This is a genomic window from Streptomyces ochraceiscleroticus, assembly GCF_000720485.1.
Taxonomy (GTDB): domain Bacteria; phylum Actinomycetota; class Actinomycetes; order Streptomycetales; family Streptomycetaceae; genus Streptomyces; species Streptomyces ochraceiscleroticus.
This window is the reverse complement of the sequence record NZ_JOAX01000025.1, coordinates 113,473-138,320: the sequence shown is the minus strand read 5'-3', so window position 1 is coordinate 138,320 and position 24,848 is coordinate 113,473. Positions and strand designations below refer to the sequence as shown.

21 protein-coding genes, 5 tRNA genes and 1 pseudogene are annotated in these 24,848 nt (G+C 73.2%); 9 read left to right on the top strand and 18 right to left on the bottom strand.

Annotated features, from left to right (window positions below; genetic code table 11):
• Window positions 1–35 precede the first annotated feature (35 nt).
• Both IG84_RS0127945 and IG84_RS0127940 read right to left on the bottom strand, forming a co-directional pair.
• Entirely contained in the window at window positions 36–860 is an 825-nt protein-coding gene (locus IG84_RS0127945) for an aminotransferase class IV (RefSeq protein ID WP_031062766.1), read from the bottom strand.
• Window positions 857–1,921, bottom strand: a complete 1,065-nt coding sequence (locus IG84_RS0127940) for a chorismate-binding protein (protein WP_031062764.1) — start codon at window positions 1,919–1,921, stop codon at window positions 857–859. Before IG84_RS0127940 ends, IG84_RS0127945 begins: the two co-directional genes overlap by 4 nt.
• A gap of 189 nt (window positions 1,922–2,110) precedes the next feature.
• Between IG84_RS0127940 and IG84_RS0127935 the strand changes: the two genes are divergently transcribed.
• The 5 genes from IG84_RS0127935 to IG84_RS0127915 all read left to right on the top strand — a co-directional run bounded on the left by IG84_RS0127935 (window position 2,111) and on the right by IG84_RS0127915 (window position 2,606).
• Window positions 2,111–2,183, top strand: a tRNA-Gly gene (locus IG84_RS0127935).
• A 35-nt stretch (window positions 2,184–2,218) separates the two neighbouring features.
• Window positions 2,219–2,292: transfer RNA gene (locus IG84_RS0127930), tRNA-Cys, on the top strand.
• Window position 2,293: 1 nt separating this feature from the next.
• Window positions 2,294–2,365: transfer RNA gene (locus tag IG84_RS0127925), tRNA-Val, on the top strand.
• 54 nt (window positions 2,366–2,419) lie between these two features.
• A tRNA-Val gene (locus tag IG84_RS0127920) sits at window positions 2,420–2,491 on the top strand.
• Window positions 2,492–2,534: 43 nt separating this feature from the next.
• Window positions 2,535–2,606: transfer RNA gene (locus tag IG84_RS0127915), tRNA-Val, on the top strand.
• 53 nt (window positions 2,607–2,659) lie between these two features.
• Here IG84_RS0127915 and IG84_RS0127910 read toward each other — a convergent pair.
• From IG84_RS0127910 to IG84_RS0127900, 3 genes are all read right to left on the bottom strand, one after another.
• On the bottom strand, window positions 2,660–2,947 hold the full coding sequence (locus tag IG84_RS0127910) for a TFIIB-type zinc ribbon-containing protein (RefSeq protein WP_078649463.1): 288 nt from the start codon (window positions 2,945–2,947) through the stop codon (window positions 2,660–2,662).
• A gap of 160 nt (window positions 2,948–3,107) precedes the next feature.
• On the bottom strand, window positions 3,108–4,034 hold the full coding sequence (locus tag IG84_RS0127905) for a phosphotransferase family protein (RefSeq protein ID WP_031062760.1): 927 nt from the start codon (window positions 4,032–4,034) through the stop codon (window positions 3,108–3,110).
• 310 nt (window positions 4,035–4,344) lie between these two features.
• The gene (locus IG84_RS0127900) at window positions 4,345–4,572 is read right to left on the bottom strand and encodes a hypothetical protein (protein WP_031062758.1); all 228 of its coding nucleotides are present in this window, start codon (window positions 4,570–4,572) and stop codon (window positions 4,345–4,347) included.
• A gap of 625 nt (window positions 4,573–5,197) precedes the next feature.
• Between IG84_RS0127900 and IG84_RS41680 the strand changes: the two genes are divergently transcribed.
• On the top strand, window positions 5,198–6,850 hold the full coding sequence (locus tag IG84_RS41680) for a serine/threonine protein kinase (protein ID WP_051862522.1): 1,653 nt from the start codon (window positions 5,198–5,200) through the stop codon (window positions 6,848–6,850).
• Window positions 6,851–6,908: 58 nt separating this feature from the next.
• On the opposite strand, the gene IG84_RS0127890 is transcribed toward IG84_RS41680, so the two are convergent.
• The 9 genes from IG84_RS0127890 to IG84_RS0127850 all read right to left on the bottom strand — a co-directional run bounded on the left by IG84_RS0127890 (window position 6,909) and on the right by IG84_RS0127850 (window position 19,802).
• On the bottom strand, window positions 6,909–7,733 hold the full coding sequence (locus IG84_RS0127890) for a TrmH family RNA methyltransferase (protein ID WP_031062754.1): 825 nt from the start codon (window positions 7,731–7,733) through the stop codon (window positions 6,909–6,911).
• 277 nt (window positions 7,734–8,010) lie between these two features.
• Window positions 8,011–9,264, bottom strand: coding sequence for a uroporphyrinogen-III C-methyltransferase (gene cobA, locus IG84_RS0127885; RefSeq protein ID WP_031062752.1), 1,254 nt, complete (start codon window positions 9,262–9,264; stop codon window positions 8,011–8,013).
• Between the two features lie 160 nt (window positions 9,265–9,424).
• Window positions 9,425–13,570 carry a nicotinate-nucleotide--dimethylbenzimidazole phosphoribosyltransferase gene (cobT, locus tag IG84_RS0127880; protein WP_031062750.1) on the bottom strand — a complete coding sequence of 1,382 codons (4,146 nt, stop codon included), beginning with the start codon at window positions 13,568–13,570 and terminating at the stop codon, window positions 9,425–9,427.
• Between the two features lie 239 nt (window positions 13,571–13,809).
• Window positions 13,810–15,030, bottom strand: a complete 1,221-nt coding sequence (cbiE, locus tag IG84_RS0127875) for a precorrin-6y C5,15-methyltransferase (decarboxylating) subunit CbiE (protein ID WP_031062748.1) — start codon at window positions 15,028–15,030, stop codon at window positions 13,810–13,812.
• A gap of 173 nt (window positions 15,031–15,203) precedes the next feature.
• Entirely contained in the window at window positions 15,204–15,839 is a 636-nt protein-coding gene (locus tag IG84_RS0127870) for a GNAT family N-acetyltransferase (RefSeq protein ID WP_031062747.1), read from the bottom strand.
• Window positions 15,840–16,040: 201 nt separating this feature from the next.
• On the bottom strand, window positions 16,041–16,892 hold the full coding sequence (locus IG84_RS0127865; protein ID WP_031062745.1) for a MetQ/NlpA family ABC transporter substrate-binding protein: 852 nt from the start codon (window positions 16,890–16,892) through the stop codon (window positions 16,041–16,043).
• 67 nt (window positions 16,893–16,959) lie between these two features.
• The gene (locus IG84_RS0127860; protein ID WP_031062744.1) at window positions 16,960–17,688 is read right to left on the bottom strand and encodes a methionine ABC transporter permease; all 729 of its coding nucleotides are present in this window, start codon (window positions 17,686–17,688) and stop codon (window positions 16,960–16,962) included.
• Window positions 17,685–18,755, bottom strand: a complete 1,071-nt coding sequence (locus tag IG84_RS0127855) for a methionine ABC transporter ATP-binding protein (RefSeq protein ID WP_281179388.1) — start codon at window positions 18,753–18,755, stop codon at window positions 17,685–17,687. The genes IG84_RS0127860 and IG84_RS0127855 overlap by 4 nt, the downstream gene beginning before the upstream one ends.
• 405 nt (window positions 18,756–19,160) lie before the next feature.
• Window positions 19,161–19,802, bottom strand: a complete 642-nt coding sequence (locus IG84_RS0127850; protein ID WP_031062738.1) for an HAD-IA family hydrolase — start codon at window positions 19,800–19,802, stop codon at window positions 19,161–19,163.
• A gap of 138 nt (window positions 19,803–19,940) precedes the next feature.
• Between IG84_RS0127850 and IG84_RS0127840 the strand changes: the two genes are divergently transcribed.
• On the top strand, window positions 19,941–20,309 hold the full coding sequence (locus IG84_RS0127840; RefSeq protein ID WP_030251770.1) for a hypothetical protein: 369 nt from the start codon (window positions 19,941–19,943) through the stop codon (window positions 20,307–20,309).
• The gene (locus tag IG84_RS0127835) at window positions 20,302–20,736 is read left to right on the top strand and encodes a hypothetical protein (protein ID WP_031062736.1); all 435 of its coding nucleotides are present in this window, start codon (window positions 20,302–20,304) and stop codon (window positions 20,734–20,736) included. Before IG84_RS0127840 ends, IG84_RS0127835 begins: the two co-directional genes overlap by 8 nt.
• 78 nt (window positions 20,737–20,814) lie before the next feature.
• On the opposite strand, the gene IG84_RS0127830 is transcribed toward IG84_RS0127835, so the two are convergent.
• From IG84_RS0127830 to IG84_RS0127820, 3 genes are all read right to left on the bottom strand, one after another.
• Window positions 20,815–21,318 carry a GNAT family N-acetyltransferase gene (locus IG84_RS0127830; RefSeq protein ID WP_031062735.1) on the bottom strand — a complete coding sequence of 168 codons (504 nt, stop codon included), beginning with the start codon at window positions 21,316–21,318 and terminating at the stop codon, window positions 20,815–20,817.
• A 122-nt stretch (window positions 21,319–21,440) separates the two neighbouring features.
• On the bottom strand, window positions 21,441–21,968 hold the full coding sequence (locus tag IG84_RS0127825) for a sigma-70 RNA polymerase sigma factor region 4 domain-containing protein (protein WP_031062734.1): 528 nt from the start codon (window positions 21,966–21,968) through the stop codon (window positions 21,441–21,443).
• A gap of 138 nt (window positions 21,969–22,106) precedes the next feature.
• A complete protein-coding gene (locus tag IG84_RS0127820) occupies window positions 22,107–23,255 on the bottom strand; it encodes a glycerophosphodiester phosphodiesterase (RefSeq protein WP_031062733.1) in 1,149 nt (382 codons plus the stop codon).
• A 437-nt stretch (window positions 23,256–23,692) separates the two neighbouring features.
• Here IG84_RS0127820 and IG84_RS40115 point away from each other — a divergent pair.
• Window positions 23,693–24,205: pseudogene (locus IG84_RS40115) on the top strand (lysophospholipid acyltransferase family protein); the annotation flags it as partial.
• A gap of 116 nt (window positions 24,206–24,321) precedes the next feature.
• Here IG84_RS40115 and IG84_RS0127810 read toward each other — a convergent pair.
• A complete protein-coding gene (locus IG84_RS0127810) occupies window positions 24,322–24,729 on the bottom strand; it encodes a nuclear transport factor 2 family protein (RefSeq protein WP_031062731.1) in 408 nt (135 codons plus the stop codon).
• Window positions 24,730–24,848 lie beyond the last annotated feature (119 nt).

Below are 24,848 nucleotides of genomic sequence, written 5' to 3'. Positions count from 1 at the left end.
CGGCAGTCCTCGGCGACCGGGCTCCGGCGCCGTGCTCAGCGCGGATCGAAGTCCGCGGCGGACCGTTCGGCGAAGATCCGCATGGCCTTGGCGGTGACCGGGCCGGGGCCGTCGCCGAGCTGCCGGGCGTCGTTGCGGGTGACCGCCTGGACGTCGCGCAGTGTGGAGGTCAGGAAGATCTCCTCGGCCTGCTCCAGGGCGGCGAACGGCAGGTCGGTCTCCTTGGCGCCGGTCCATTCGACGGTCAGCGCGCGGGTGATGCCGGCCAGGCAGCCGGATTCCAGCGGCGGGGTGTGCAGTTCGCCGTCGAGCACGACGAAGACGTTGGAGCCGGTGCCCTCGCAGAGCTGCCCCACGGTGTTGGCGAAGAGCGCCTCGGAGGCGCCGTGCTGCCGGGCGCGGGCGAGCGCGACGACGTTCTCCGCGTACGAGGTGGTCTTCAGGCCGGTCAGCGCGCCGCGTTCGTTGCGGGTCCAGGGGACGGTGACGGTCGCCGTGGTGTCCGGCCTGCGGGTGCTCTCGCCGAGCGCGACGACGAGGGTGGGGCCCGCCTCGCCGCGGTCGGAGCCGAGCGGCGAGTGGCCGCCGGTGTAGGTGATGCGCAGCCGGCCGAGCGGCATGGGGTTGGCGGCGAGCACGGCGTCGCAGGCGCGGCGTACTTCGTCCAGGTCGGGGTCGGGCAGGCCGAGGCCCCGCGCCGACGAGGTCAGCCGGTGGAGGTGCCGGGTGAGCGCGAAGGCGCGGCCGTTCTCCGCCTTCAGGGTCTCGAAGACGCCGTCGCCGACCGTCAGCCCGTGATCGAAGACGGAGACCCGGGCGCTGTCGGCGTCCCGCAGCTCCCCGTCGAGCCAGATCTTCATCGCGTCGCTCCTCCAGTTGTCTCGTACGTCTCCGACGCTACCGCCAGCAGCCGCGCCGCCTTGAGTTCGGTCTCGTCCCATTCGCGGTCGGGGTCGGAGCCCCAGGTGATGCCGGCGCCGGTACCGAAGCGCAGGACGGGCCCGGCGGCGGTCTGCCGGTCGATCCAGAAGGTGCGGATGCCGACGGCGAGCTCGCCGGTGCCGCGGTCGGCGTCGACCCAGCCGATGCCGCCGCAGTACGGGCCGCGGGGCGCGGTCTCCAGTGTCTCGATGATGTCCAGGGCGCTGCGCTTGGGCGCGCCGGTGACGGACCCGGGCGGGAAGGTGCCGATCAGCAGCTCGGGCCAGCCTGCGCCGGCGCGGAGTTCGCCGCGGACGGTGGAGACCAGGTGGACCAGGCCGGGGTGGGCCTCGACGGCGCAGAGCGCGGGGACGGTGACCGAGCCGGTGGCGCAGACCCGTCCCATGTCGTTGCGGACCAGGTCGACGATCATCACGTTCTCGGCGTGGTCCTTCTCCAGCAGGTCATCGGCGGTGCGGCCGGTGCCCTTGATGGGTCCGGACTCGACGGTGCGGCCGTCGCGGCGCAGGTAGAGCTCGGGCGAGGCGGTGGCGACCTCGACGCCGTGCGCGGGGAGGCGGACCGTTCCTGCGTACGGCGCGGGGTTGCCGCGGGCCAGCAGCGCGGTCAGCGCGTCCACGTCCGCGCGCTCGGGGTCGGGCAGCGGCGCGGAGAGAATTCGGCAGAGGTTCGCCTGGTAGACCTCGCCGGCCGCGATGTGCTCGCGTATCCGGCGTACGCCCGCGGTGTAGGCAGCGCGGTCCAGGGAGCTGGTCCAAGCGTCGCGCGCGGGTCCGCGCCACGCGCCGCGGGCAGGGCCTGCGGCGCCGCCCGCGTCCTCCCGTACGTCTCCGAAGCGCGCGCACACGAGGCGGCCCTCGAAGTCGGCCACCACGGCCCACCAGCCGGTGGAGTCCAGGGCGGCGGGGTCGCTGGTGACATCGCGCAGGTCGGAGGCGATCAGGCCGCCGAAGCGGGCCAGAGGAGGGAGGTCGGGCACGCCGCTGAGTCTAGGACGGCGCCCCCGGTGCCGCCCCGGTCTGGCTCGCACCGCAGCACGCTGCACAAACGCGTTTTTGTACTGGCCCAGGAATCCGCTAGAGTTCAACACGTCGCCGGGACGCGGAAGCGAAAAGCGGAAGCCGACCGAAGACAGCAGCTCTCAGGCGGTAGTCTGAGGGAGGCACCTGCGGACATAGCTCAGTTGGTAGAGCGCAACCTTGCCAAGGTTGAGGTCGCGAGTTCGAGCCTCGTTGTCCGCTCTGAGTGGGGGATCTTCCCGAACCCCTGCACTCCAGGTGGAGTGGCCGAGAGGCGAGGCAACGGCCTGCAAAGCCGTCTACACGGGTTCAAATCCCGTCTCCACCTCCAAGGACGATTAGCTCAGCGGGAGAGCGCTTCCCTGACACGGAAGAGGTCACTGGTTCAATCCCAGTATCGTCCACTGATCCCAAGGATCACGGTCCGCAGAGACCATGATCTAATAAGGATCGATCCCGCGCGATTAGCTCAGCGGGAGAGCGCTTCCCTGACACGGAAGAGGTCACTGGTTCAATCCCAGTATCGCGCACGCAGTGCCCATGGTCCGCTCCCCGGAGTGGCCGTGGTCCCGAGGACGATTAGCTCAGCGGGAGAGCGCTTCCCTGACACGGAAGAGGTCACTGGTTCAATCCCAGTATCGTCCACACGGCAAGCAAGAGGGCCGGAGCATCCGCTCCGGCCCTTCTGCGTTCCTCACTCAGGAGGAGAAGAGCATCCGGCCGAAGCTGCGGTGGCCGTGATGTCCGTGGTGCCCGTGGTGGCCTTGGTGCGGGGCGCCCCAGGCCGGCGCGGCCGGGTACGCCTGCGGTGCGGGGGCGGCGGGCGGGGGCGGCGGGGCCTGCTGCGTCCACTGGGACTCCAGTCGGGTCAGCGACTCCAGCTCGCCGTAGTCCAGGAAGATTCCCCGGCAGCCCGCGCACTGCTCGATCTGGACCCCGTTGCGGTTGTACGTGTGCATCGGCGCATGGCACTTGGGACACTGCATGTCGGCTCAACTCCTACTGATCGCACGGCGGCGGCGACGGAACCTCCGTCCGCCGTTGGTGTGTTCACCCTACGACTCGAATCGCGCCTCAACTGCCCCGGTACGTAACAGCTTGTCACCAGACCACGTGTACGGCGGCCTGTCGCCGGAGCAGGTGTCATCAGGCCATGCGCGCGCAGGAGTCGACGAGCGCGGTCTCCACCTCGTCCAGCGGGCGGCCTTCCTGGGCGGCCTTGGCGAGGGACAGGGCTGCGGTCTGGACCGTCAGGGCGCGGGCGGGGACGTCCAGTTCCGGCCAGGGATCGCCGTCGGGGCGTACGGCGCGGCCGCCGGCGGCCCGGTACGCGCCGAGGAACCGTGCCCACACCTCGGGGGCGAGCAGGCCGCTCGCGAACCAGGCGGCAGGCCGGGCGAGGTCCCAGCCGGCCTCCCCCACGCCGAGGTCGTCGACGTCGATGAGCAGCCAGCGCCCGTCCGGCACGGGGTGCCGCACGAGCTGGCCCAGGTGCAGGTCGCCGTGGCAGAGCAGGCCGGGGCCCGGCGCGGGCGCCTCGTCGCGCGCCCAGGGTGGCAGCGCGGCCCAGCCGCCCTCGACGGCGCGTGCCGCGGCCGCCAGGCACGGTACGGCGGCGGCGGGCGCGGTCCGCATCCGGGCCAGCGCGCGGGCGGCCTTCGCCGGGCCGCGCATCGGCGGGACCGGGCCGGGCAGCGTCGCCGGGTCCACGGCGTGCAGCCGGGCGAGGAGCCGGGCCGCGTCCTCCCAGGGTGCGGCGTCCGGGTCGTCCGGCGCGACCGGCCGGCCGTACGGCCAGCGGGTGAGCGGGCGGCCGTCGTCGTACCGGAGGAGGTAGCCGTCCGGGCCCGTGACGGGCAGCGGGGGCAGCAGCGTGCCGTGCAGGCGGGGATGGGCGGCGATGCGCAGCCGGACGGCGAGCGCGGCGGCGTCGCAGTCGGGCGCGTGCGCCTTGGCGACGGTGCGCGCGCCGCCGACCACGGTGCCGTCGGGCCGATCGGCGAGGACGACGGGGTCCTCGGGACCGGAGGCTTCGGTGAGCGCCGCGAGGCGGCGTATCAGGGCGCGGGACATCGTTCCCCCTCGGTGCGTACGGATCCGTTTCGCGCAGAGCGCTCCGGCCGGCCCCGCCGCAGGGATCGTACGCAGCGCGACCTGGGCGTATGCGAGGGGCCTGGGTGTACGTGAGGGCCGTGCACCCGGCGGCTGGTTCTGGCACCCGGCGTTCCGGCTCCGGACGCGCGAAGGCCGGGCATCTCCCCAGATGCCCGGCCGTTCGTGCCGTCCGCCGCACCCCCGTCCCCACGGGGTCAATCGGCCGGAGGCTTGTCCCCGGAGCGCCGTACGCCTCCGGTCCCGGACCGCTCTTCCGGGACCGGGCGCGTCAGCGCCCCAGCATTCCGGCCACGGACGACGCCTGTGTGACGACGGCTTCCCAGCCGCCGAAGACGACGGTCAGCAGCGCCGCCAGGGGCAGCACCATGGCCACCGCCACCAGCGGATGGCGGGTGCCGGAAGGCTGCCGGCCGCCGGACGCGGCAGCCATCCTGCGCCCCTGCGTACGGAGAGCCGTGTGCGTACGGAGAACCGTGCGTCCCGCCGTGTCCGCCATCGCCCCGTCTCCCGTTCGTCCTGGCAGCGGTGGGCGTCCAACCTCGGGGGACGAGTGCTTGCGCCCACCGCTGACCTCCACATTAGGCAGCCGGCGGCCCCGGTACGTCAGCCCGACGTACCGATCGGCGGGCCTCCAGGAGGATGACGGAACGGCCCCGCGTCTACTCCTGTGGGTGGAGATCCGGTACCGGCTTTCGGGGAGATCCCGGAGGGAGTGCCCGACTGTGCCCGGTGACGTCCGGTGACGCCCGGTGACGGCCCTTTCACGTGACTTCGGTCACGCGCGCCGCTCCCCCGCCTGCCACCCGCCCGGCCCGTGGGCCGGACCACCGCCCCGCACCGGGCCACGCCGTCCCGGTACCCCGCGGCGGCACCGCCGACCAACCGCCACCCGTCCGCGCGCCAAACTCCCTGCTGCGGCCGACGCTTGGGGGCGCGGCCCGGAACTCCGCGCGCAGGGACGCCGATTCCGGGTCCGCCGCGCACCCCGCACGCGCGCCGCCGGCAATCCATGGCCGACGCATGCGCGGCCTGACAGCGCGACGCCCCGTCAATCCGTAAGCTGTGGCACGTCAGACGGATGCAGCGGAGTGGGGCCTCCCCACCGCAGGTAGGGGACGGACATGGCGATGATGCGGCTCCGGCGCGAGGATCCGCGGGTCGTCGGCTCGTTCCGGCTGCACCGCCGGCTGGGCGCCGGCGGGATGGGCGTGGTCTACCTCGGGTCCGACAAGCGCGGCCAGCGGGTGGCCCTGAAGGTGATCCGCCCGGACCTGGCCGAGGACCACGAGTTCCGCTCCCGGTTCGCGCGCGAGGTGCAGGCCGCGCGGCGCATCCGGGGCGGCTGCACGGCGCGGCTGGTGGCGGCCGACCTGGACGCGGACCGGCCGTGGTTCGCGACCCAGTACGTCCCGGGTCCCTCGCTGCACGACAAGGTCAACGACGAGGGCCCGCTGCCCCCGGCGCAGGTCGCCACGATCGGCGCCGCGCTCTCCGAAGGGCTGCTCGCCGTCCACGACGCGGGCGTGGTCCACCGTGACTTGAAGCCGTCGAACATCCTGCTGTCCCCCAAGGGGCCCCGGATCATCGACTTCGGCATCGCCTGGGCGACCGGCGCGAGCACGCTCACGCACGTCGGCACGGCCGTCGGCTCGCCCGGCTTTCTGGCGCCCGAGCAGGTGCGCGGCGCGGCCGTCACGCCCGCCACGGACATCTTCGCGCTGGGGGCCACGCTGGCGTACGCCTGTACCGCGGACTCGCCCTTCGGACACGGCAGTTCCGAGGTCATGCTCTACCGCGTCGTGCACGAGGAGGCGCAGCTCGCCGGGGTGCCGGAGGCGCTGGCGCCGCTGGTGGCCGGCTGTCTGGCCAAGGACCCGGCCGAGCGGCCGAGCACGCTGACGCTGTCGCTGCGGCTGAAGGAGATCGCCGCGCGGGAGGCGCACGGGCTGTCCGACGGCCCGGTGGACGGGCTGCCTGGCGAGACGCTGCTCCGTACGGAGCGGGGCGGGCCCGAGCGGCCCGGCGGGCGCCGGGCGGAGGACTTCGTACGCCAGCGCGCGGACGAGCGGCACACGCCGGGGCACGGTACGGGCACGCCGCGCCCGCAGTCCTCCTCGCGCCCCTCGGTCTCCCGCCCGGCCGGTTCGCGGTCGGCGGCGGGCACGCACGACGGCTGGCCCCCGGGGCCGGGCGCGAACGGCGGACGGCAGGCGGCGGGTTCCAACGGCCGGTCGGCACCGGCGGGCTCCAACGGCCGCTCGGCCTCCCCCGGCTCCAACGGCCGGTCCGCGCCGGCCGGGTCCAACGGCCGCTCGGCCTCCCCCGGCTCCAACGGCCGGACGGCACCGGCGGGCTCCAACGGCCGCTCGGCCTCTCCGGGCTCCAACGGCAGGTCAGCGGGGACCGGATCGAACGGCCGGTCCTCGGGGCCGCACTCCAACGGGCGCTCCGGCGGCCGGGCGCCGGGCCGGGTGCCGGGCGCGCGGTCGGCTGGGCGAAACGGTTCACGTCCGGCCAGGACGACCTCGGGCGGCCGCCGCCCGGCGGGCCCGGACCGCAGACTGCTGCGCCAGCGGCTCATCGTGTTCGTGACGGTGACGCTGCTCGTGGCCCTGGGCATCGCGGCGGCCCAGGGCTGCCAGGGGCCCACGCGCGGGCTGGGCGTACTGGGCTCGGCGCACGGCCAGGGCACGCACGCGGCGGACGCTCACGTGCCGGGTACGTCACGGAGTACATCACCGGGTACGTCAGCGGACGCCGACGCTCACCCGTAGTACGAGGCTCAGACGGTCCGGTACCGGATGGGGCTCAGGCCGTCCGGTACCCGATGGCTCAGGCCGTCGTCCCCGGCCGTCCCGTCGCCACCGCGTAGAAGGCGACGGCCGCGGCCGCGCCGACGTTCAGCGAGTCGACGCCGTGCGCCATCGGGATGCGGACCCATTCGTCCGCCGCGACCAGGGCCTGCCGGGACAGCCCGTCGCCTTCGGCCCCGAGCATCAGCGCGGCCCGCTCCAGGCTGTGCGGCGCGGCCTCGTCGATGGCGGTGGCCTTCTCGTCGGGCGTGAGCGCGAGCAGCTTGAAGCCCGCCTCCCGTACGGTCTCCAGGCTGCGCGGCCACTGCTCCAGGCGCGCATACGGTACGGAGAACACCGCGCCCATGGACACCTTCACCGACCGCCGGTACAGCGGGTCGGCGCAGTCCGGTGACAGCAGTACGGCGTCCATGCCGAGCGCCGCCGCGCTGCGGAAGATCGCGCCGATGTTGGTGTGGTCGTTGACCGCTTCCATGACGACGACGCGGCGCGCGGCGGCGAGCAGGTCGCCCGCCTCGGGGAGCGGCTTGCGCTGCATGGAGGCGAGCGCGCCCCGGTGCACGTGGTAGCCGGTCACCTGTTCGGCGAGCTTGGGGTCCACCGCGTACACCGGCGCCGGCACCTCGTCGATCACGTCGCGCATGACGTCGACCCACTTGGCGGAGAGCAGCATGGACCGCATCTCGTACCCGGCGTGCTTGGCGCGCCGGATCACCTTCTCGCCCTCGGCGATGAACAGTCCCTCGGCCGGTTCGCGGCGCCGCCGCAGCTCCACGTCGGTGAGGCCGGTGTAGTCGCGCAGCCGGGGGTCGTCGGGGTCGTCGACGGTGATGATGTCTGCCACGGGTCGATCGTGCCTTGTCGTCGTCGCGGTTCCCATGCCGGGGACCGCATTTGTTACCAGCGGTTACGGTCAGCCGCCGGAACGGCTGCCCTGTGGACAACGCGGGCGGGCTGCCCTGTGGACAACCCGCTGCTCGCGCCCGCACCTCCTGTATAACCCCAGTCAAAGGGGGGCCAGGTGGAGAAGCGTCACTTCAGCTTCGGCTCCGGCTCCGGCTTCACGGGGTGACGGGGTGACGGTCCTCCTCGCGGCGCTTCGGCTTCGGCCTCGGGTCGCCTCAGCTTCGGTTTCCCGGGGCGAAGGTCTTCGCCGCGTTCACCACGTCGCCGATGACGATCACGGCCGGCGGGCGGACGTCTTCCTCCTTGACGCGCGCTCCAACGGTCTCCAGCGTGGCGTCGACGCGGCGCTGGGTGGCCATCGTGCCCTCCTGGATCACGGCGACCGGGGTGTCGGCGGCGCGCCCGTGCTGCGTCAGCGCCGCGGCGATGGAAGCGATCTTGTCCACGCCCATCAGGATCACCAGCGTGCCGCGCAGCTTGGCGAGCGACGCCCAGTCGACGAGCGAGCGCGGGTCGTCGGGCGCGACATGGCCGCTGACGACCGTGAACTCGTGAGCCACGCCGCGGTGCGTGACCGGCACGCCGACCGCGCCGGGCACGCTGATGGAGCTGGAGATGCCCGGCACGACCGTACAGGTGATGCCCGCCTCGGCCAGCGCCTCGGCCTCCTCCATGCCGCGCCCGAAGACGAACGGGTCGCCGCCCTTGAGGCGGACCACGGCCTTGCCGGCCTGCGCGTGCTCGATGAGCGCCTGGTTGATGGCCTCCTGGGCCATGTACCGGCCGTACGGGATCTTCGCCGCGTCGATGACCTCGACGTGCGGCGGCAGCTCGTCCAGCAGGTCGCGGGGGCCGAGCCGGTCGGCGATCACCACGTCGGCCTCGGCGAGCAGCCGGCGGCCGCGCACCGTGATCAGGTCGGGGTCGCCGGGGCCGCCGCCGACCAGCGCGACGCCGGGGGTACGGCGGCGGTGGTGCGGCGCGGCGATCGTGCCGTCCCGCAGGCCCTCGACGATGGCGTCGCGGACCGCGGCGGCGCGGCGGGGGTCGCGGCCCGCACCCTCGGTGTTGAGGACGGCGACGGTGACACCCTCGGTGCGGCCGGTGGCCGGGGTCCAGGCGGTGGCGGCCTCGGCATCGTCGGAGCGTACGGCCCAGACGCGGTTCTCCTCGGCCTCCTGGGAGGCGGCGGCGTTGGCCGCGTCGTCGTCGGTGGAGATCAGCGCGTACCAGGCGTCCGCGAGGTCGCCCGGCCGGTACCCGCGCCGCTCCCAGGTCAGCTCGCCGGCGTCCGCCATGGCCTCGACGGAGGGGGTGGCGGACGGCGAGACCAGCAGGATCTTGGCGCCGGCGGCGATCAGCGCGGGCAGCCGGCGCTGGGCGACCTGGCCGCCGCCCAGCACCACGACCCGGCGACCGGTCAGGCGCAGGCCGACGGGATAAGCGGCGTGCTCGGAGGGAACGGCCATGGCGGTACGGCTCCTTGTGCGGGTGATGCGGGGCCGCTTCGGCGCTGGAGCGGCGTGAGGTGGTGGTGCGGCCGGTGCGGCGGCCACGCGTCCCGGCCCACAGCCTATTTGGCTGCGGGCCGGAGGTCATGCGCGGGCGGGCCGTACGGCCCGGGCGGGGTCAGCCCTTCTCGGTGACTCCGGCGGCGTCGAACGTGGCCACCTCGTGCATCGCGCGCGCCGCGCTCTGCACGATCGGCAGGGCGAGCAGCGCGCCCGTGCCCTCGCCGAGGCGCAGGTCGAGGTCGACCAGCGGGCGCAGGCCCAGCTTGGTCAGGGCCGCGACATGGCCGGGCTCGGCGCTGCGGTGGCCCGCGATGCAGGCGGCCAGCGCCTCGGGCGCGACGGCCCGCGCCACCAGCGCTGCCGCGCCGGCGCTGACGCCGTCCAGTATCACCGGCGTACGCAGCGACGCGCCGCCGAGGATCAGGCCGACCAGCGCGGCGTGCTCCAGGCCGCCGACGGCCGCCAGCACGCCGATCGGGTCGGACGGGTCCGGCTGGTGCAGTTCGAGCGCGCGGCGGACGACGTCGACCTTGCGGGCGTGCGTCTCGTCGTTGATGCCCGTACCGCGGCCGGTGACCTCGGCGGGGTCGGCACCGGTGTACACGGAGATCAGCGCCGCCGAAGCGGTGGTGTTCGCGATGCCCATCTCGCCCGTGAGCAGCGCCTTGTTCCCGGCGGACACCAGGTCGCGGGCGGTCTCGATGCCGACCTCGATCGCCTTGAGGACCTCGTCGCGGGACATCGCCGGCCCGGCGGTCATGTCGTCCGTACCGGGGCGCACATTGCGGGGCAGCAGGCCGGGGGTGGCCGGCAGCTCGGACTTCACGCCGACGTCCACGACGCAGACCTCGGCGCCGACCTGGTTCGCGAAGGCGTTGCAGACCGCGCCGCCGCCGAGGAAGTTCGCGACCATCTGGCCGGTGACCTCCTGGGGCCAGGGGGTGACGCCCTGCGCGTGCACGCCGTGGTCGCCCGCGAAGATCGCCACCGCGGCGGGCTCCGGGACGGGCGGCGGGCACTTCCGCGACAGGCCGCAGAGCTGCGCCGAGATGATCTCCAGCATGCCGAGCGCGCCGGCCGGCTTGGTCATCCGCTTCTGCCGCTCCCACGCGTCGCCGAGCGCCTTGGCGTCCAGCGGGCGGATGCCCTGCAGCGTCTCCTGGAGCAGGTCGTGCGGCTCGGCGCCGGGCAGCGCGCGCCGCCCGTACGTCTCCTCGTGCACGACCCAGGACAGCGGGCGGCGCTTGGACCACCCGGCCTGCATCAGCTCGGGCTCCTCGGGGAACTCGTCGACGTACCCCACGCAGAGGTACGCGACGACCTCGAGGTGCTCGGGCAGGCCCAGCTCGCGGACCATCTCGCGCTCGTCGAAGAAGCTGACCCAGCCGACGCCGAGGCCCTCGGCGCGGGCGGCGAGCCAGAGGTTCTCGACGGCGAGGGCGGAGCTGTACGGGGCCATCTGCGGCTGGGTGTACCGGCCGAGCGTGTGGCGGCCGCCGCGGGTGGGGTCGGCCGTGACGACGATGTTGACCGGCGTGTCGAGGATCGCCTCGATCTTCAGCTCGCGGAACTGCTTCGCGCGCGCCTTGGGCAGCGACTTCGCGTACTCGTCGCGCTGCTGCATCGCCAGCTCGTGCATCCGCTCGCGGGTCTCCGCGGAGCGGATGACGACGAAGTCCCAGGGCTGGGAGTGGCCGACGCTGGGCGCGGTGTGGGCCGCCTCCAGGACGCGCAGCAGCACGTCGTTCGGGATCGGGTCGTTCCGGAATCCGTTACGGATGTCCCGCCGCTCCCGCATCACACGGTGCACGGCGGCCCGCTCCTCTTCCGCGTAACCGGCGGCGGGGTCGGCGGGGCGGGGGGCCGCCTCGGACTCGCCTTCGGCCTCGGGGGCGGCGTCGGACTCGGTCTCTGCCTCGGGGGCGGCGTCGGGCTCGGCCTCGGCTTCGGGGCCCGCTTCGGGGGCGGCCTCTTCGGCCCCGGCCTCGGCTTCGGGGGCGGCCTCTTCGGCTTCGGCCTCGGGCTCAGGCTCGGCTTCAAGGGCCGGGGCGGGCTGCGCCTCGGGCGCGGCTTCGGGCCCGGCCTCGGCGGCAGGCTCTTCGCCCTCGGGGGCCGGGGCCTGCTCGGCTTCGGGGACAGCGGTCTCCGCGACCGGAGTGGACTCGGCCTCGGGGACGGGCTCGGTCTCGGCGGCCGGGGCGGCCTCCGTCTCCAGTACCGGAGCGGGCTCGGCTTCCGGTACCGGGGCGGGCTCCGCTTCCGGTACGGGGGCGGGCTCGGCTGCCGCGGCGGCTTCGGGCTCCTCCGCGGGCGCGGACTCGGCCTCGGCCGGGGCCTCGCTGTCGGCCTCGGGGACGACGGGGGCCTCGGAGTCCGGCGTGGCCTCCTCCGCCTCGCTCGTGGGAGCGGGCTCCTCGGCGGCAGCCTCGGGCACCGCCTCCGCCTCGGGCACGGCCTCGGACTCGGGCGCGGGCTCGGCGATCTCGGGGGCCGCTTCCGCGACGGGCTCGGCCTCCACGGGAGTCGCGTCCGCGACGGGCGCCTCCTCGGGCTGCATGGCCACCTCGGCCTCCGGGGCCGCCTCCGCCTCGGGCACGGCGTCCTCCGCTACGGCCTCAGCGGCCGCAACGGCTGCCTCCGGAGCAGCCTCGACGGCGGGCTCATCGGTGGCCTCCGGAGTGGCCTCCGGGGCGGTGTCCTCCGCGAAGGCCGCGTCGATCGCGGCCTTGGCGGCCTTCGTCTTGGCCGCCGACCGCGACGCCCGAGCCCGCGGCACCTTCACCTCGCCGGACTCAGCGGACTCGGCGGGCTCAGCGGACTCGACAGGCTCAGCGGACTCGGCGGGCTCGGCATCCGCAGACGCTCCGTCGGCAGAAGCGCCGTCGGCGCCCTCCGCATTCTCCGGAACCTCGTCACCGAGCTGCAGCAGCTCGGCGGCGTCCTGCGCCTCGGCGGGCGCGGCGGCCTGGACCGGCTGTGCCTCGGCGACGGGCGCCTGGGGCTCGGTCACGGCCTGCTCTTCGTTGTGCACGTGTTCCTCTGCTACGGGCTCCGCAGCGGGCTGCTCCGCATCGGCCGGTACGGCCTCGACGGAGCCCTGCTCGCCCTCGGTGATGTTCTGCTGTGCGTCGGCCTCTGTGCCGGCAGCGGCCTCGGCAGCCGGCTCCGGAGCGTCGTGCCCCGCGGCCTCCGTCTCGGCATGCGGCGACGCGACGCCGTGCTCGACGGGCTCCTGCTCGCTCGGCGCCTCGGCCTCCGCCGCCTCCGCGAACTGCGGCCCGCTCTCGGGCTGCGCCACCGCGGCTTCGGGCTGCTCCGCACCGGTCGGCTCAGCCACCTCAGCGGCCTCGGTCGCCCCAGCGGCCTCAGCCGTACCGGCCGCCGCCGTATCCCCCACCGGCGCGGCACCCCAAGGCGGCATCTGCGCCGGAATGGCCGCACCACCGGACTGCGCGGGCTGCACGGACTGCTCCGGCTGCGGCTCCGGCATCGGGAGCGGGCCGGCCTGGGCGCCTTCCTCGGGAAGCGGCCCCGGAACGGCATCCGGCAGCGCGCCCGGCTCCTCGCGCGGCACGTCCTCGCCCAGTACCTCCTCGCGCGGCGCGTCCTCTACCGGTACGTCCTCACGCGGAGCATCGTCGCGAGGTACGTCCAAGTACTCGGGCCCCACGGTCGGCGGACCCGCGTGCCGCACGGGCGGCTGCGGGGTCCCCGCAGGGCCGCGGTCGGCGAGCGAGCGGACCACGCCACCGGTGTGCGCCTCCGGGACGGGCGGTCCCATGTGCAGCGGCCGGCGCGCGGGCGTGCTCTGCTTCGGGAGCACGCCCTGCCCCGGCATGGCGCCGGGCGGCGTAGCGCCCGGCTGTGGTGCCGCCACCGGCTGCGGCGCGGCGGCCTGCGGCTGCGCCGCCTCCGGGCTGCCCGCGGCCTGCTCCTCGCCGTACGTCACCGTTTCGTACGGGGTCGGGTCGTACGCCGCCACCGGGTCGTACACCGCACCCCGTCCCGGGGTGTAGTCGGCGTACGGGGCCTGCGGCTCGCCGTGTGCCTGCTGCTCGCTGCCCCAGGCGCCCTGGGCGCCCGGCATCAGCAGGTCGTCGTCCTCGGCCGGCTCGGCGGTGTCGAGGTACGCGTACGCGTCGTGCGGCTGCTGCGGGCCGGCGTCGGCAGGGGCGGGAGCGGCCGCCGGGAGCGGCCCTCCGGGATGTCCGCCTGCGTTCTCCGGCAGTCCCTCGCCCGGGACCTGGCCGGTGTCGGTCATGCGTACCCCTCGCCCATCGGTAGTGCTCCTTCCAACCGCTCGTCCGACGCGCTCGACCGCGGCACGCGCCGACCGCCCCCATAGCTAGAACGAGCGAGCGCGCCTCGCGGCACGTCCGCCCTCAAGAGCATCTTGTGCTGCCAAAACCTCGGACTTTTCCGGATATTGACGCACGACTCCGATCGCGGAACGGCGGCGCAACGATCCGCCAGCCTACCTCCCGCGGGTGACCGATCCGGTCAGGGGTGATGCACGCGGTAACCGCACACGAGGAAGACGACCGCCCGTTCCCGCTCCACCCATACGGAGGTGTCCAGCTCGACGGACTGCAGGAGCGCGCACTCGACTTCGTAGCCGCCGTCGGCCAGCGCGCGGCCGAGCGCCTCCGCTTCGTCGCGGGTCGAGGCGTGGGTGACGATGCGTTCGGGGCGGCGGGCCGCGCAGGCGGTGACCACAGCGGTGCCGCCGCCCCCGATGCGGACGACGTCCGGCTCCGGGAGGTCTTCGAGCACCTGGGGCGCGCGGCCGTGCACGACCTGGAGCTGTACGCCGTACCGGCGGCTCACGGCCGTCGTACGGGCGCAGGCGTCCTCGTCGGCGTCCACGGCGATGACGGCAGCGCCAAAGCGGGCCGCCTCCACGGCGGCCGCGCCGGAGCCCGCGCCGATGTCCCACACCAGGTCGCCGACGGCGGGCCCGAGGCGGGCGAGCTGGGCGGTGCGGAGCTGGCCGGACTCCCCCTCCGTCAGTCCGCCTCCGTATGCGCTGTCGGAAAGGCCCCAGCCGCGCGGCCCGGAGGGGTACCCGACCTCTCGGCCGGCGAGCCAGCCGGTCCCCTGGGTGGCGGCGCTGCCGGCCGGTCCGCCCACCACGATGACGACGTTGGGATCGCGCCAGACGTGGTCGGCGGCCTTGTCGGAGGTGAGGACCGTCACCTGTTCCTGGGTGGTGCCCAGGGCCTCGCAGATGACGAAGGTGCGGTGCACGCCGCGCAGCAGGAGGGCGAGTTCGGCGGGCCCGGCGCCGGGCGAGGTGAGGACGGCGACCTTGGTGTGGGCGCGGCAGACGTTGACGGCGCGGCGCAGGTCGCGGCTGTGGGCGACGACGATCTGGGCGTCGTCCCAGGGCATCCCGGCGCGGGCGAAGGCGGCGGCGACGGAGGAGACGGCGGGTACGACCTCGACTTCGAGGCCGTGTTCGGGGGCGCGCAGGGTGCGGACGACGCCGAAGAAGCCGGGGTCGCCGTCGGCGAGTACGACAGCGGTGCCGCGGTGCTGGGCGATTCGGCGGGCTGCCAGCTCGACGCTGCCGAGCCTGATCCGCTCGGCGGCGGGCGGTACTTCCTTGAGCGCCAGGTGGTGGGCGGCGCCGGCCACCAGGGTCGCCGCGCCCAGTGCGGAGCGCGCGGCGGCGGTCAGAGGCGAGCCGTCCCACCCGATCACGGTGACGCGGTCGGCCATCTGCGGAGGTCTCCTGGTCTCGTCGTGCGGGCGGTCGGTCGGTCGTGCGCGGACCCGTCGTGCGCGGGCCCGTCCCAGGGGTGGCCCGTCCTACGGGATCCGTCGTGCGGGCGTGGATCAGTGAGGGTACCCCGGGCGCCCGGCCGTACCGCGGCGCCCGTCTGCCCCGTCCCTCAGCGCCACTCCGGATACGCGAAGCCGCCCACGTCCTCCGTCCGGTCCGGGGGGCCGTCGAAGTCCTCGGGCAGCAGGCTCCACACGATGAGGTCGGTACGGATGTCGGTCCAGCCGCCGTCCTCGGTGCGGGAGCGGGCTATCCAGGCGTTGCGGAGCACGCCTTCGCTGATGCAGCCGAGCTTCTGGGCGACCTGCTGGGCGGCGGTGTTGTCGGCGGCCGTGCGCAGCTCCAGGCGTTCGAACTTCTGGTCGCGGAAGAGCCACTGTGCGACGGCGAGCGCGGACTCGCAGGCGTAGCCCTCGCCGCGGGCCCAGGGGGCGGTGATGTAGGAGAGCTCGGCGCCGCGTATCCGCCAGTCGGTGTGGTCGACGCGGACCGATCCGACCAGGCGCTGGGTGAGGAATTCGGTGACGGCGAAGGCGAGTCCGCGGCCCGAGGTGCGCACGGCCGGGGCGCCGCTGGTGACCCATTCGCGGGCGTGCGCGGTGGTGTAAGGGAAGGGGTGGGCGGTCCAGGCGGCGACGGCCTCGTCGTTCATCATGTCGCCGAGCGCGGGGATGTCCGTGTCGTCGAAGGGGCGCAGCACCAGACGCTCCGTGCTGATGGAGATGTCCGGAAAGGTGGATGTCATGCAGCTGCTCCCACGCCGTGGACCGTAAAGCTCCGTAAAGCTCCGCGTATACGTTCGGGCGCTCCCGCCCGTCTTGAGTGCACAAGCATGCAGCATCTGCCTGCGAATGTGCCAAGTATGACGGCCCGCACCTGCGCTGATAAGGCAGGTACGGGCCGTCGTACGGGCGCGTGGCGGGGTCAGCTCACCGTGCTGAGGTGATCAGCTCGCCTTGCTGAAGGAGGGCAGCACCGAGCCGTCCTTGTACTTGGTCTCGATGTACTTCTTGACCTGGTCGGAGGTGAGCAGCTTCGCGAGCTTCTGCACGCGCGCGTCGTTCTTCTTGCTCTTGTCGACGGCGAGGAAGTTCGCGTAGGGGCTGTTCTTGGCCGACTCCAGGGCCAGGGAGTCCTTCTTCGGGCTGAGCTTCCCGGCGATGGCGTAGTTGCCGTTGATCACCGCGGCGTCGTAGTCGGGCAGCGTCGGCGCCAGCGCCTCCGCCTTGGCCTCGGTGATCTTCAGGCCCTTCTTGTCCCCGATGTCGTTCAGGCCCGGCACCTCGGGGGCGTCGGCCTTGAGCTTGATGACGCCCTCCTTGTCGAGCAGCTTGAGGGCGCGCGCCTGGTTGGGCGCGTCGGAGGGCACGCCGATCGAGTCGCCCGAGGTCAGCTCGGAGACGCTCTTGTGCTTCTTGGAGTACAGGCCCATCGGCTCGACGTGCACGTTGACGACCGGAACGACGTCGCCGTCGTTCTTCTTGTTCCAGTCGTCGAGGAACTCCTTCGTCTGGAAGTAGTTCGCGTCGAGGGTGTTGTCCTTGGTGGCCGGGTTGATGAGCTGGTAGTCGTCGAAGATCTTGACGTCCAGCTTCAGCTTCTCCTTCGGCGCCAGGTTCTTCTTGACGTACTCCAGGATCTCGGCGTGCGGGACGGAGGTGGCGCCGACGACCAGCGGGGTGCTCGCGCTGTCCGACCGGTCGACGTCCGGGTCGGAGGGGGCGCTGCAGGCGCCGAGGGCGGCGGTGAGCGCGGCGGCGGCCGCGAGGGCTCCGGTGAGCTTGACGGTGTGACGCACGAAGAGTGCCTTTCTTACAGGGGGTGTTCCGCCCGGCAAAGGGTCCGGGCTCCGGGGGGTCGGTGGCTCAGGCGGCCTCGTCCGCGGTGACGCGGGCCTTGGGCAGCTTCAGCAGGCGTACGGGGGCGTTGGCGCGGCCCCCGCGGGCGGCCAGCCTGCGGACCACCAGGTCGCCCGCGAGCTGGATGACGGTCACGATGATGACGATCAGTACCACCGTGACGCCGACGAAACGCATGTCGTTGCGCTGCTGGCCGTAGGTGATCGCCACGCTGCCCAGGCCGTTCGCGCCGACCGCGCCGGCCATCGCGGAGTAGCTGATGAGCGTGACGACGGTGTTGGTGAGGCCCGCGACGAGGGAGGGCAGGGCCTGCGGCAGCAGCACCTTGAAGATGATGGTCCAGGTGCCGCCGCCCATCGACTGCGCGGCCTCGACCAGGCCCCCGTCGACCTCGCGGACGGCGGTCTCGACCAGGCGGGCGAAGAAGGGGATGGCGCCGATCGCCAGGGGGACGACGGCGGCGCTGGGGCCGCTGGCCGTGCCGATGAGGTACCGCGTGAACGGGATCAGCGCGATCACCAGGATGAGGAAGGGGATCGAGCGGCCGACGTTCACGACAGCGCCGAGGACCTTGTTCACCGCGGAGTTCTGCAGCTGCCTGCCCGGCCCGGTGAGGACCAGCAGGATGCCGACCGGCAGGCCGCCGATCACGGCCCACACCGTCGACCACCAGACCATGAACAGGGTGTCCAGGGTGGCGGTGGAGAGCACCGACTGCATCGCGTTCCAGCTCACTTGGCGACCTCCTTGGTCAGCACGGCGGCGTCCGGCGTCTGCGGGGCACCGCGCCCCACGACGTCGACCTGGAGGCCCTGCTCACGCAGGAAGCCGATGGGTACGACGTTGTCCTCGAAGCGGCCGGGCAGCTCGATGCGCATCCGGCCGATCTGCTTGCCGCCGACGGTGTCCATGGCGGCGCCGAGGATCGACACGTCGACGTTGTAGGTCCGCGAGAGGGTGGAGATGACCGGCTCGGTGGCCGCCTCGCCGTGGAAGGTGACGTCCACGACGGTGCGGTCCTCGGCCGTGGCCTCGCCGGTGACCGGGAACAGCTCCGTGGCCAGCTCCGAGCCGGGTGTGGCCAGCAGCTCGGTGACGGTGCCCTGCTCGACGATCCGGCCGCCCTTCATCAGGGCCGCGGAGTCGCAGATGGTCTTCACGACGTCCATCTCGTGGGTGATGAGCAGGACGGTCAGGCCGAGCTGGCGGTTGAGGTCGCGCAGCAGCTGGAGGATGGAGCGGGTGGTCTCCGGGTCCAGCGCGCTGGTGGCCTCGTCGGAGAGCAGCACCTTGGGGTCGCCGGCCAGCGCGCGGGCGATGCCGACGCGCTGCTTCTGGCCGCCGGAGAGCTGGGCGGGGTACGCCTTGGCCTTGTCGGCGAGGCCGACCAGGTCCAGCAGCTCCAGCGCCTTGCGGGCGCGGTCGCGGCGGCCGACCTTGAGGATCTCCAGCGGCAGCTCGATGTTGTCCTGGACGGTGCGCGAGGACAGCAGGTTGAAGTGCTGGAAGACCATGCCGATGTGGCTGCGCGCGGCACGCAGTGCGGGGTTCGCCCGCTGGCCGCGTCCGGCGAGCTCGGTGAGGTCCTGGCCGGCCACGGTGACCGTGCCGGAGGTGGGGCGCTCCAGGAGGTTCACGCAGCGGATGAGCGTCGACTTGCCGGCGCCGCTCTGGCCGATGACGCCGTACACCTCGCCCTCGCGGACGTGCAGGTCGACGCCGTCCAGCGCGGTGACCTCGCGGTCGCCTGAGCGGTAGACCTTGGTGAGGCCCGTAGTGGTGATCACAGGGATATCCGTCATGGTCGAGTGCTCGGCGGCTCGTCCGCCGGGCACGGGGCATTCATTGCGGAGTGCGGCATGGGGATCGCGGAGGCACGCGGGCGGCGGGCGCCCGGCTCCGGGGTCCGGTGACGCGGGGCGGCCGGGAGTGCGTACGGAGCGCGTGCGTACGGGAGGTACGGAGCGCTTCTGTACGGGTCGTCCGGCACATGGCAGCGGGTCTCGCTTCGGGGCGCGAGGCTCAGGCGGGGGCCCTCAGCGGTCACACATTCGACACAGGCAACGAGCACCGGGCGTCAGGTGCGCCTCGGTCGCGGGGATGCGGCAGCTCGTCGTGGTCATGATGGCCAGTAAACCAGACAGGCGTACGGACCGATCAAGCCAGTCCGGATTCCGGACGGGCCGGATCAGTCCGTGGACACCGTCTCAGCCTGCGGTCGTGATCTCCACGCCGTCCGCCGTGGCCTGCGCTGACACCGCCGACAGGTCCGGTACGACCACGTCGGCCACCAGCTCCTCCGGGCCGGTCGTTGTGGTCAACGCCACGGTCGTCGCGCCGGCCGCGCGGCCCGCCGCGAGCCCGGCCGGCGCGTCCTCGAAGACCGCGCAGCGGGCCGGGTCGACGCCCAGGTGCCGGGCGGCGAGCAGGAACGGCTCGGGGTCGGGCTTGCCGCGGGTGATGTCGTCCGCGGTGATCAGGTGCTTGGGGCGGATGCCGACGGCGGCGAGCCGGGCCTCGGCGAGCTTTCGGGTGGCGGAGGTGACCACGGCCCAGCGGTCGGCGGGGAGGGAGTCCAGCAGCTCACGGGTGCCGGGCAGCAGCACCACGCCGTCGGCGTCCGCGGTCTCCAGCTCCTCGATGCGGGCCAGTGCCTCGGGGGCGCGCTCGGCGGGCAGCAGGTCGGCGACGATGTCGGCGGCGGGGCGGCCGTGCAGCTCGACCCGGGCGAATTCCTCGGTGACGCCGTACTCCTCGGCCCACCGTGCCCAGCAGCGGTGCACCGAGTCCATGGAGGAGACGAGCGTGCCGTCGTTGTCGAACAGGAGGGCGTCAACCGAGAGCTTCATGGTCGCCGAGCGTACGGGGTGCGCGGAGCGGGCCGCCGGGCCGGGGCCGCGCGCGGGCGGGCAGCGGGCGCCGATTAAAGTCGGGGACATGCCCCACAGCCCCACTGCGCGCAGCCGCGCCGCCGCGCGGAGGTCCCGGTGATCGACGCGCTGACGGTCGCGGTCGGCGTGACCGCCCTCGTACTGGCCGCCTGGTGCGGCTTTGCCGCGTACCGCGACGAACCGACCAAGGACTGGCACTTCATCGGGATGGCCGTCGTCTCGCTGCTCGCACTCGTGCAGCTGGTGACCGGCATCGTGAAGCTGGCGGGCGGTGAGAAGCCCGACGACGGTACGGCGATCTTCCTGGCCTATCTGATCGGCGCCGCCGCGTGCGTGCCCGCCGCCGGGTTCCTGTCGCTTTCGGAGCGGACCCGCTGGGGCTCGGTGACCGTCGCCGCGGGCGCCGTGGTGCTGGCCGTGCTGGAGGTACGGCTGTACGACATCTGGGGAGGCGGCCATGGCTGAGCCCGCGACGACCACCGCGAAGAACGGCGGCGGCCGGCTCTCACTGGGCACGGGCCCCGGCCGGCTGCTGGTCTGGCTCTACGGCGTCTTCACCGTCGCCGCCGCCTCCCGGGCCGCGTTCCAGCTCATCGCCCAGTACGAGAAGGCGCCGCTGTCGTACATCCTCTCCGCGGTCTCCGCCGTGGTGTACGCCTTCATCCTGTTCTCGCTGGTCCGCGGCGGGGAGACGGCGCGCAGGGTGGGTCTGGTGTGCTGCTGCCTGGAGCTGCTGGGCGTGCTCGGCGTGGGCACCTGGACGCTGCTGGAGCCGTCCGCCTTCCCCGACGACACCGTCTGGACGGGGTACGGCTACGGCTACCTCTTCATCCCCGTCTTCCTGCCGGTCACCGGGCTGCTCTGGCTGCGCCGCGGCCGCCGCGCCGGCTGACCCGCCCCTCGCTCACGGCCGCGGGCCCCGTACGTGCGGATGCACAGTACGGGGCCCGCGGCACATGGACGGGGAGACTCAGGCGCTCGCCACGTAAGCCTGCGCGCTCGCGTCCTTCTCCAGCGTGATCAGGCTGAGCCGGCGACTGACCTCTTCGGTGCCGACCTGGGCATAGCCGCGGCTGCGGTACAGCCGGAGATTGCCCTCGCTGCGGTGGCCGGTCAGCAGCCGGAAGCGGGTGACCGCGTGCTCGGCGGTCAGCCGCTCCTCGACGGCAGCCAGCAGCCGGCTGCCGAGCCCGTGCCGCTGCATCCGCGGATGCACGATCAGCTTGTCGATGCTGCCCACGCCGTCGGCGTCGACCGCACCGCGCACGGAGCCGACGACCTCGTCGCCGAGGCGGGCGACCACCACGCAACCGTCGCGCATCTCGGCGCGCAACTCATCGAACGTCTGCGTGAGCGGCTCGATCGAGTAGTCGTCGTACAGCGCGGCCTCGGACTGGTAGCACAGGTACTGCAGCTTGAGGATCTGCTCGGCGTCCTTGTCGGTCGCCGCAGAGATGGTCACGCTCATGCCCATGCGTGCTGGCCTCCCCTTTTCGGTTCGGTGAGCCCGGGCGCCATGAGGGTGTGGTGCGGCGCCCGGACGGATCTGCCCTGACTTGATGGCACCACGGGATGCGCGGCGCCGCCATGGCGGGGTCAACGCTCCTTTCCCCGGAGTTCAGGAAGCCCAACCTCCGCCGTCAGCATTCTGCGCAGACATGCCAGGCAACGGGAACGGAGCGGCCCCATGCTCCCCTGTGACATTCCCAACTCAGATGAGACCTCACGGTAGGTCGGATCGCCGCCCGACAACAGAGCGCGTACCAACTCCGGGCAGCGGCCGGGTAGTTGCTCGGCGACGGCGAGGAGCGCGCGGCGCCGCTCGGCATCAAGGACCAGCGGCTCGGCGACGGCGCCGACGCGCGGCTGAGTGCCGGTGGGGTCGTACGGGATCTCGCGGCGGGCGCGCCGCCGGGCGCCGCGCACCTCGGCCCGTACCGCCCGGCGCAGCCAGCGTCCGGGCTCGGCCGGCGGACCGGCCATTCGGGTGTACCGGAGCAGCCGCGCCCATACGGCCTGCTCGATGTCCTCGGCGTCGGCCCCGGCGGCCGGCGCCTCGGCCGCGACCTCCGCGGCGAGGAGCGGGCGCAGCGCGGCGATCAGTTCACGGTCGCGGTCCGTCATGCCCGCGCTGACAGCGCTGGGCGGGCCCGCGGTTTCCGCGTGTCAACGCGGTCCTGTCCCCGTGGAAGCACTGCGCCGGCCGGGCGACGCGCGGGCCGGGGTCACCACCCCGCGCCCGCCGTCGCCTGCCGGTACAGGTCAGCTCTTGCGGAATTCCGCGGCCACCAGCAGCGCCGTGTCCGGGTTGTCGGAGAACAGGCCGTCGATGCCGGTCGCGAAGAGTGCCTTGAAGTAGGCGAGGGAGTCGCCGTAGGCGTTCGGGTCGCTGCCCTTGCGCAGGTCCACCGGCAGGAAGGTGTTCTCGTTGCGGACCGTGTAGGGGTGCAGGACGAGGCCCGCGTCGTGCGCGTCCTTGACCACCGAGGAGGGCGTGCCGAGCTTGCCGTCGGCGGTGCGCGGGATGATCACGGTGAGGTCCGGGCCGATGCCCTGCGCGAAGGAGGCGATCCAGCGCAGCCCCTCGGGCTTGACCAGGTCGGCGACGGTGCGCTTGTCGCCGGCTTCCTTGAAGTCCCACGGCTGGGTCTTGAGCGTGCCGAGCAGCACGACCTTGGGGCAGTCGACCAGCTTGTCCAGCCGCTGGATGCTGCTCGGCTCGAAGGACTGCAGGAAGATCGGGGAGTCCTTCTTGTGCCGGCCGTACTGGCGCAGCAGCTTGGCGAGCCGTTCCTCCAGGCCGAGGCCGAGCTTGCGGAAGTAGCTGGGGTGCTTGGTCTCGATGTGCAGCCAGATGCGGCGGCCGCGCTTGCGGCCCTCGCGCTCGGCCCACTGCAGCACCTCCTCGAACTCCGGCACCTGCCAGCGGCCGTCGTAGAGGGTGTTGTGCTGCCGGGTCTGCGGGATGCGCTCCTTGGCGCGCAGGGTCTTCAGCTCGGCGAGCGTGAAGTCCTCGGTGAACCAGCCGGTGAGCTGCACCCCGTCCACCGTCTTCGTCGTCTTGCGGCCCGCGAACTCCGGGTGGTCGGCGACGTCGGTGGTGGCGGTGATGTCGTTCTCGTGCCGGCAGACCAGGCGGCCGTCCTTGGTGGGGACGAGGTCCTGCTCGATGACGTCGGCGCCCATGTCCAGGGCGAGCTGGTAGGAGCCGAAGGTGTGCTCGGGGCGGTAGCCGCTCGCGCCGCGGTGGGCGACGACCAGGGGAACGGGCAGTTCACCGCCGCCGTGACCGCCGTGGCCGCGCCCGGCCGCGACGGCCGTACCGGCCCCGCCGCCCAGCACCGCCGCTCCGGCGCCGAGCGCCGCAACGCTCAGTACGGTCCGCCGCCCGGGTCGCTGCGCCTTGTCCATATGTCCCCGACTCCTTGGTGTTCTGTGAAGTGCAGCACCTGCCGGTGCCGGGCCGATCGTAGGCCCGTACACCTTTCCGGTGGGAGACATCCGACCGAACACGCGGGTGAACGTGCGTGACGTATGGGTGTTTTTGAGGCCGCCCGGAAGCGTCATGGACATCCGCCGTACCTGTGCGGTGTGCGGCACTCCACAGATCCGCGTCGGTCCCTTCCGGCCACTCGCGAACATCCGTACGCATCATCTGTCCCGCAGGCGGTGTAGACGTGGCCCCTGCGTTCTTCGCATGACGGCCCGGTTAACCACCCGTGACGCAGCGGAACGGCGTGTCAACTCTGCGTATCGGTCCCATGAACCCGATGTGCGATCGAGGTTGAGCCGCGAGTATCGTCCCCACCTGCAGACTCCTGCACTGACCAGTCAAACCGGAGGGCCCGTTGTCCCGCATTCTGCTGAAGGCGACTCTCGGATTCGTCATGCGTGTCCTGTTCCGCCCGAAGGTCGAGGGGATCGAGGGCATTCCAGGCAGCGGACCGGTGATCCTGGCCGGCAACCACGTCACCTTCATCGACTCGCTGTTCCTGTCGCTGATCGTGGAGCAGCGGACCAAGCGCCAGGTGTACTTCATCGCCAAGGACGAGTACGTCAAGGGCAAGGGCGTCAAGGGCCGCCTGATGGCCTGGTTCTTCACCACCGCCGGCATGATCCCGGTCGACCGGGACGGCGGGCACGGCGGCGTCGCCGCGCTGATGACCGGCCGCCGCGTCCTGGAGCAGGGCAAGGTCTTCGGCATCTACCCGGAGGGCACCCGCTCCCCCGACGGCCGGCTGTACCGGGGCCGTACCGGCATCGCGCGGCTGACGCTGATGACCGGCGCGCCGGTCGTCCCCTTCGCGCTGATCGGCACCGACAAGGTGCAGCCCGGCGGCAAGGGCATGCCCCGCGTCGCCGCCCCCCGCGGGGGGGGCCCCGGCGGGGGGGGCGCCAACAAAAAAAACCCCGGGCGCCCCCCGCGATCGAACGATCGCGGCGGGCCCCGGGGTTTTTGCTGTGTGCCGCTCCCCCGTCAGCGGCCGCCCAGCGGGGCGCGGCGCGCGAGGACCTTGCGGTGGCTGATCCGCCAGCCGTCGGCGGCCCGTACGACGGTGTCCTCGTACGTGACCGTCCCGCACGTGCCGTCCGCGTTGACGCCGATGCCCTTGGAGCGGGCGTGCACCCCGCCGTCGGCGGGCAGTTCGGCGAGGACGATGTTCGTGACGTGGTGGCCCACCGGAATGGCCTCGCCCAGCGCGTACGCCGCCTCGCGGATGGCCCGCAGGCCCTTCAGCGGTGGCTGCCCGAAGTCGCTGACGTCGTAGACGACGTCGGCGGTGAACAGCTCGTCCAGCCGGTGCAGCTCGCCTTCATCGAACAGGTGCCCGTGCAGCGCGAGCAGCTCGGCGATGGCGGTGCGGTCCTCGGCGGCCAGTGCCATGACGGTCCTCCTCCGGAAGCGCTCGAAGTCCTGGCACGGCGCAGGCTACCGGCGCGGACGCGCACTCCGGCCGGGGCGCACCGGCCATGGCGCGCGCCCGGCCAGGATTCGAACACGGC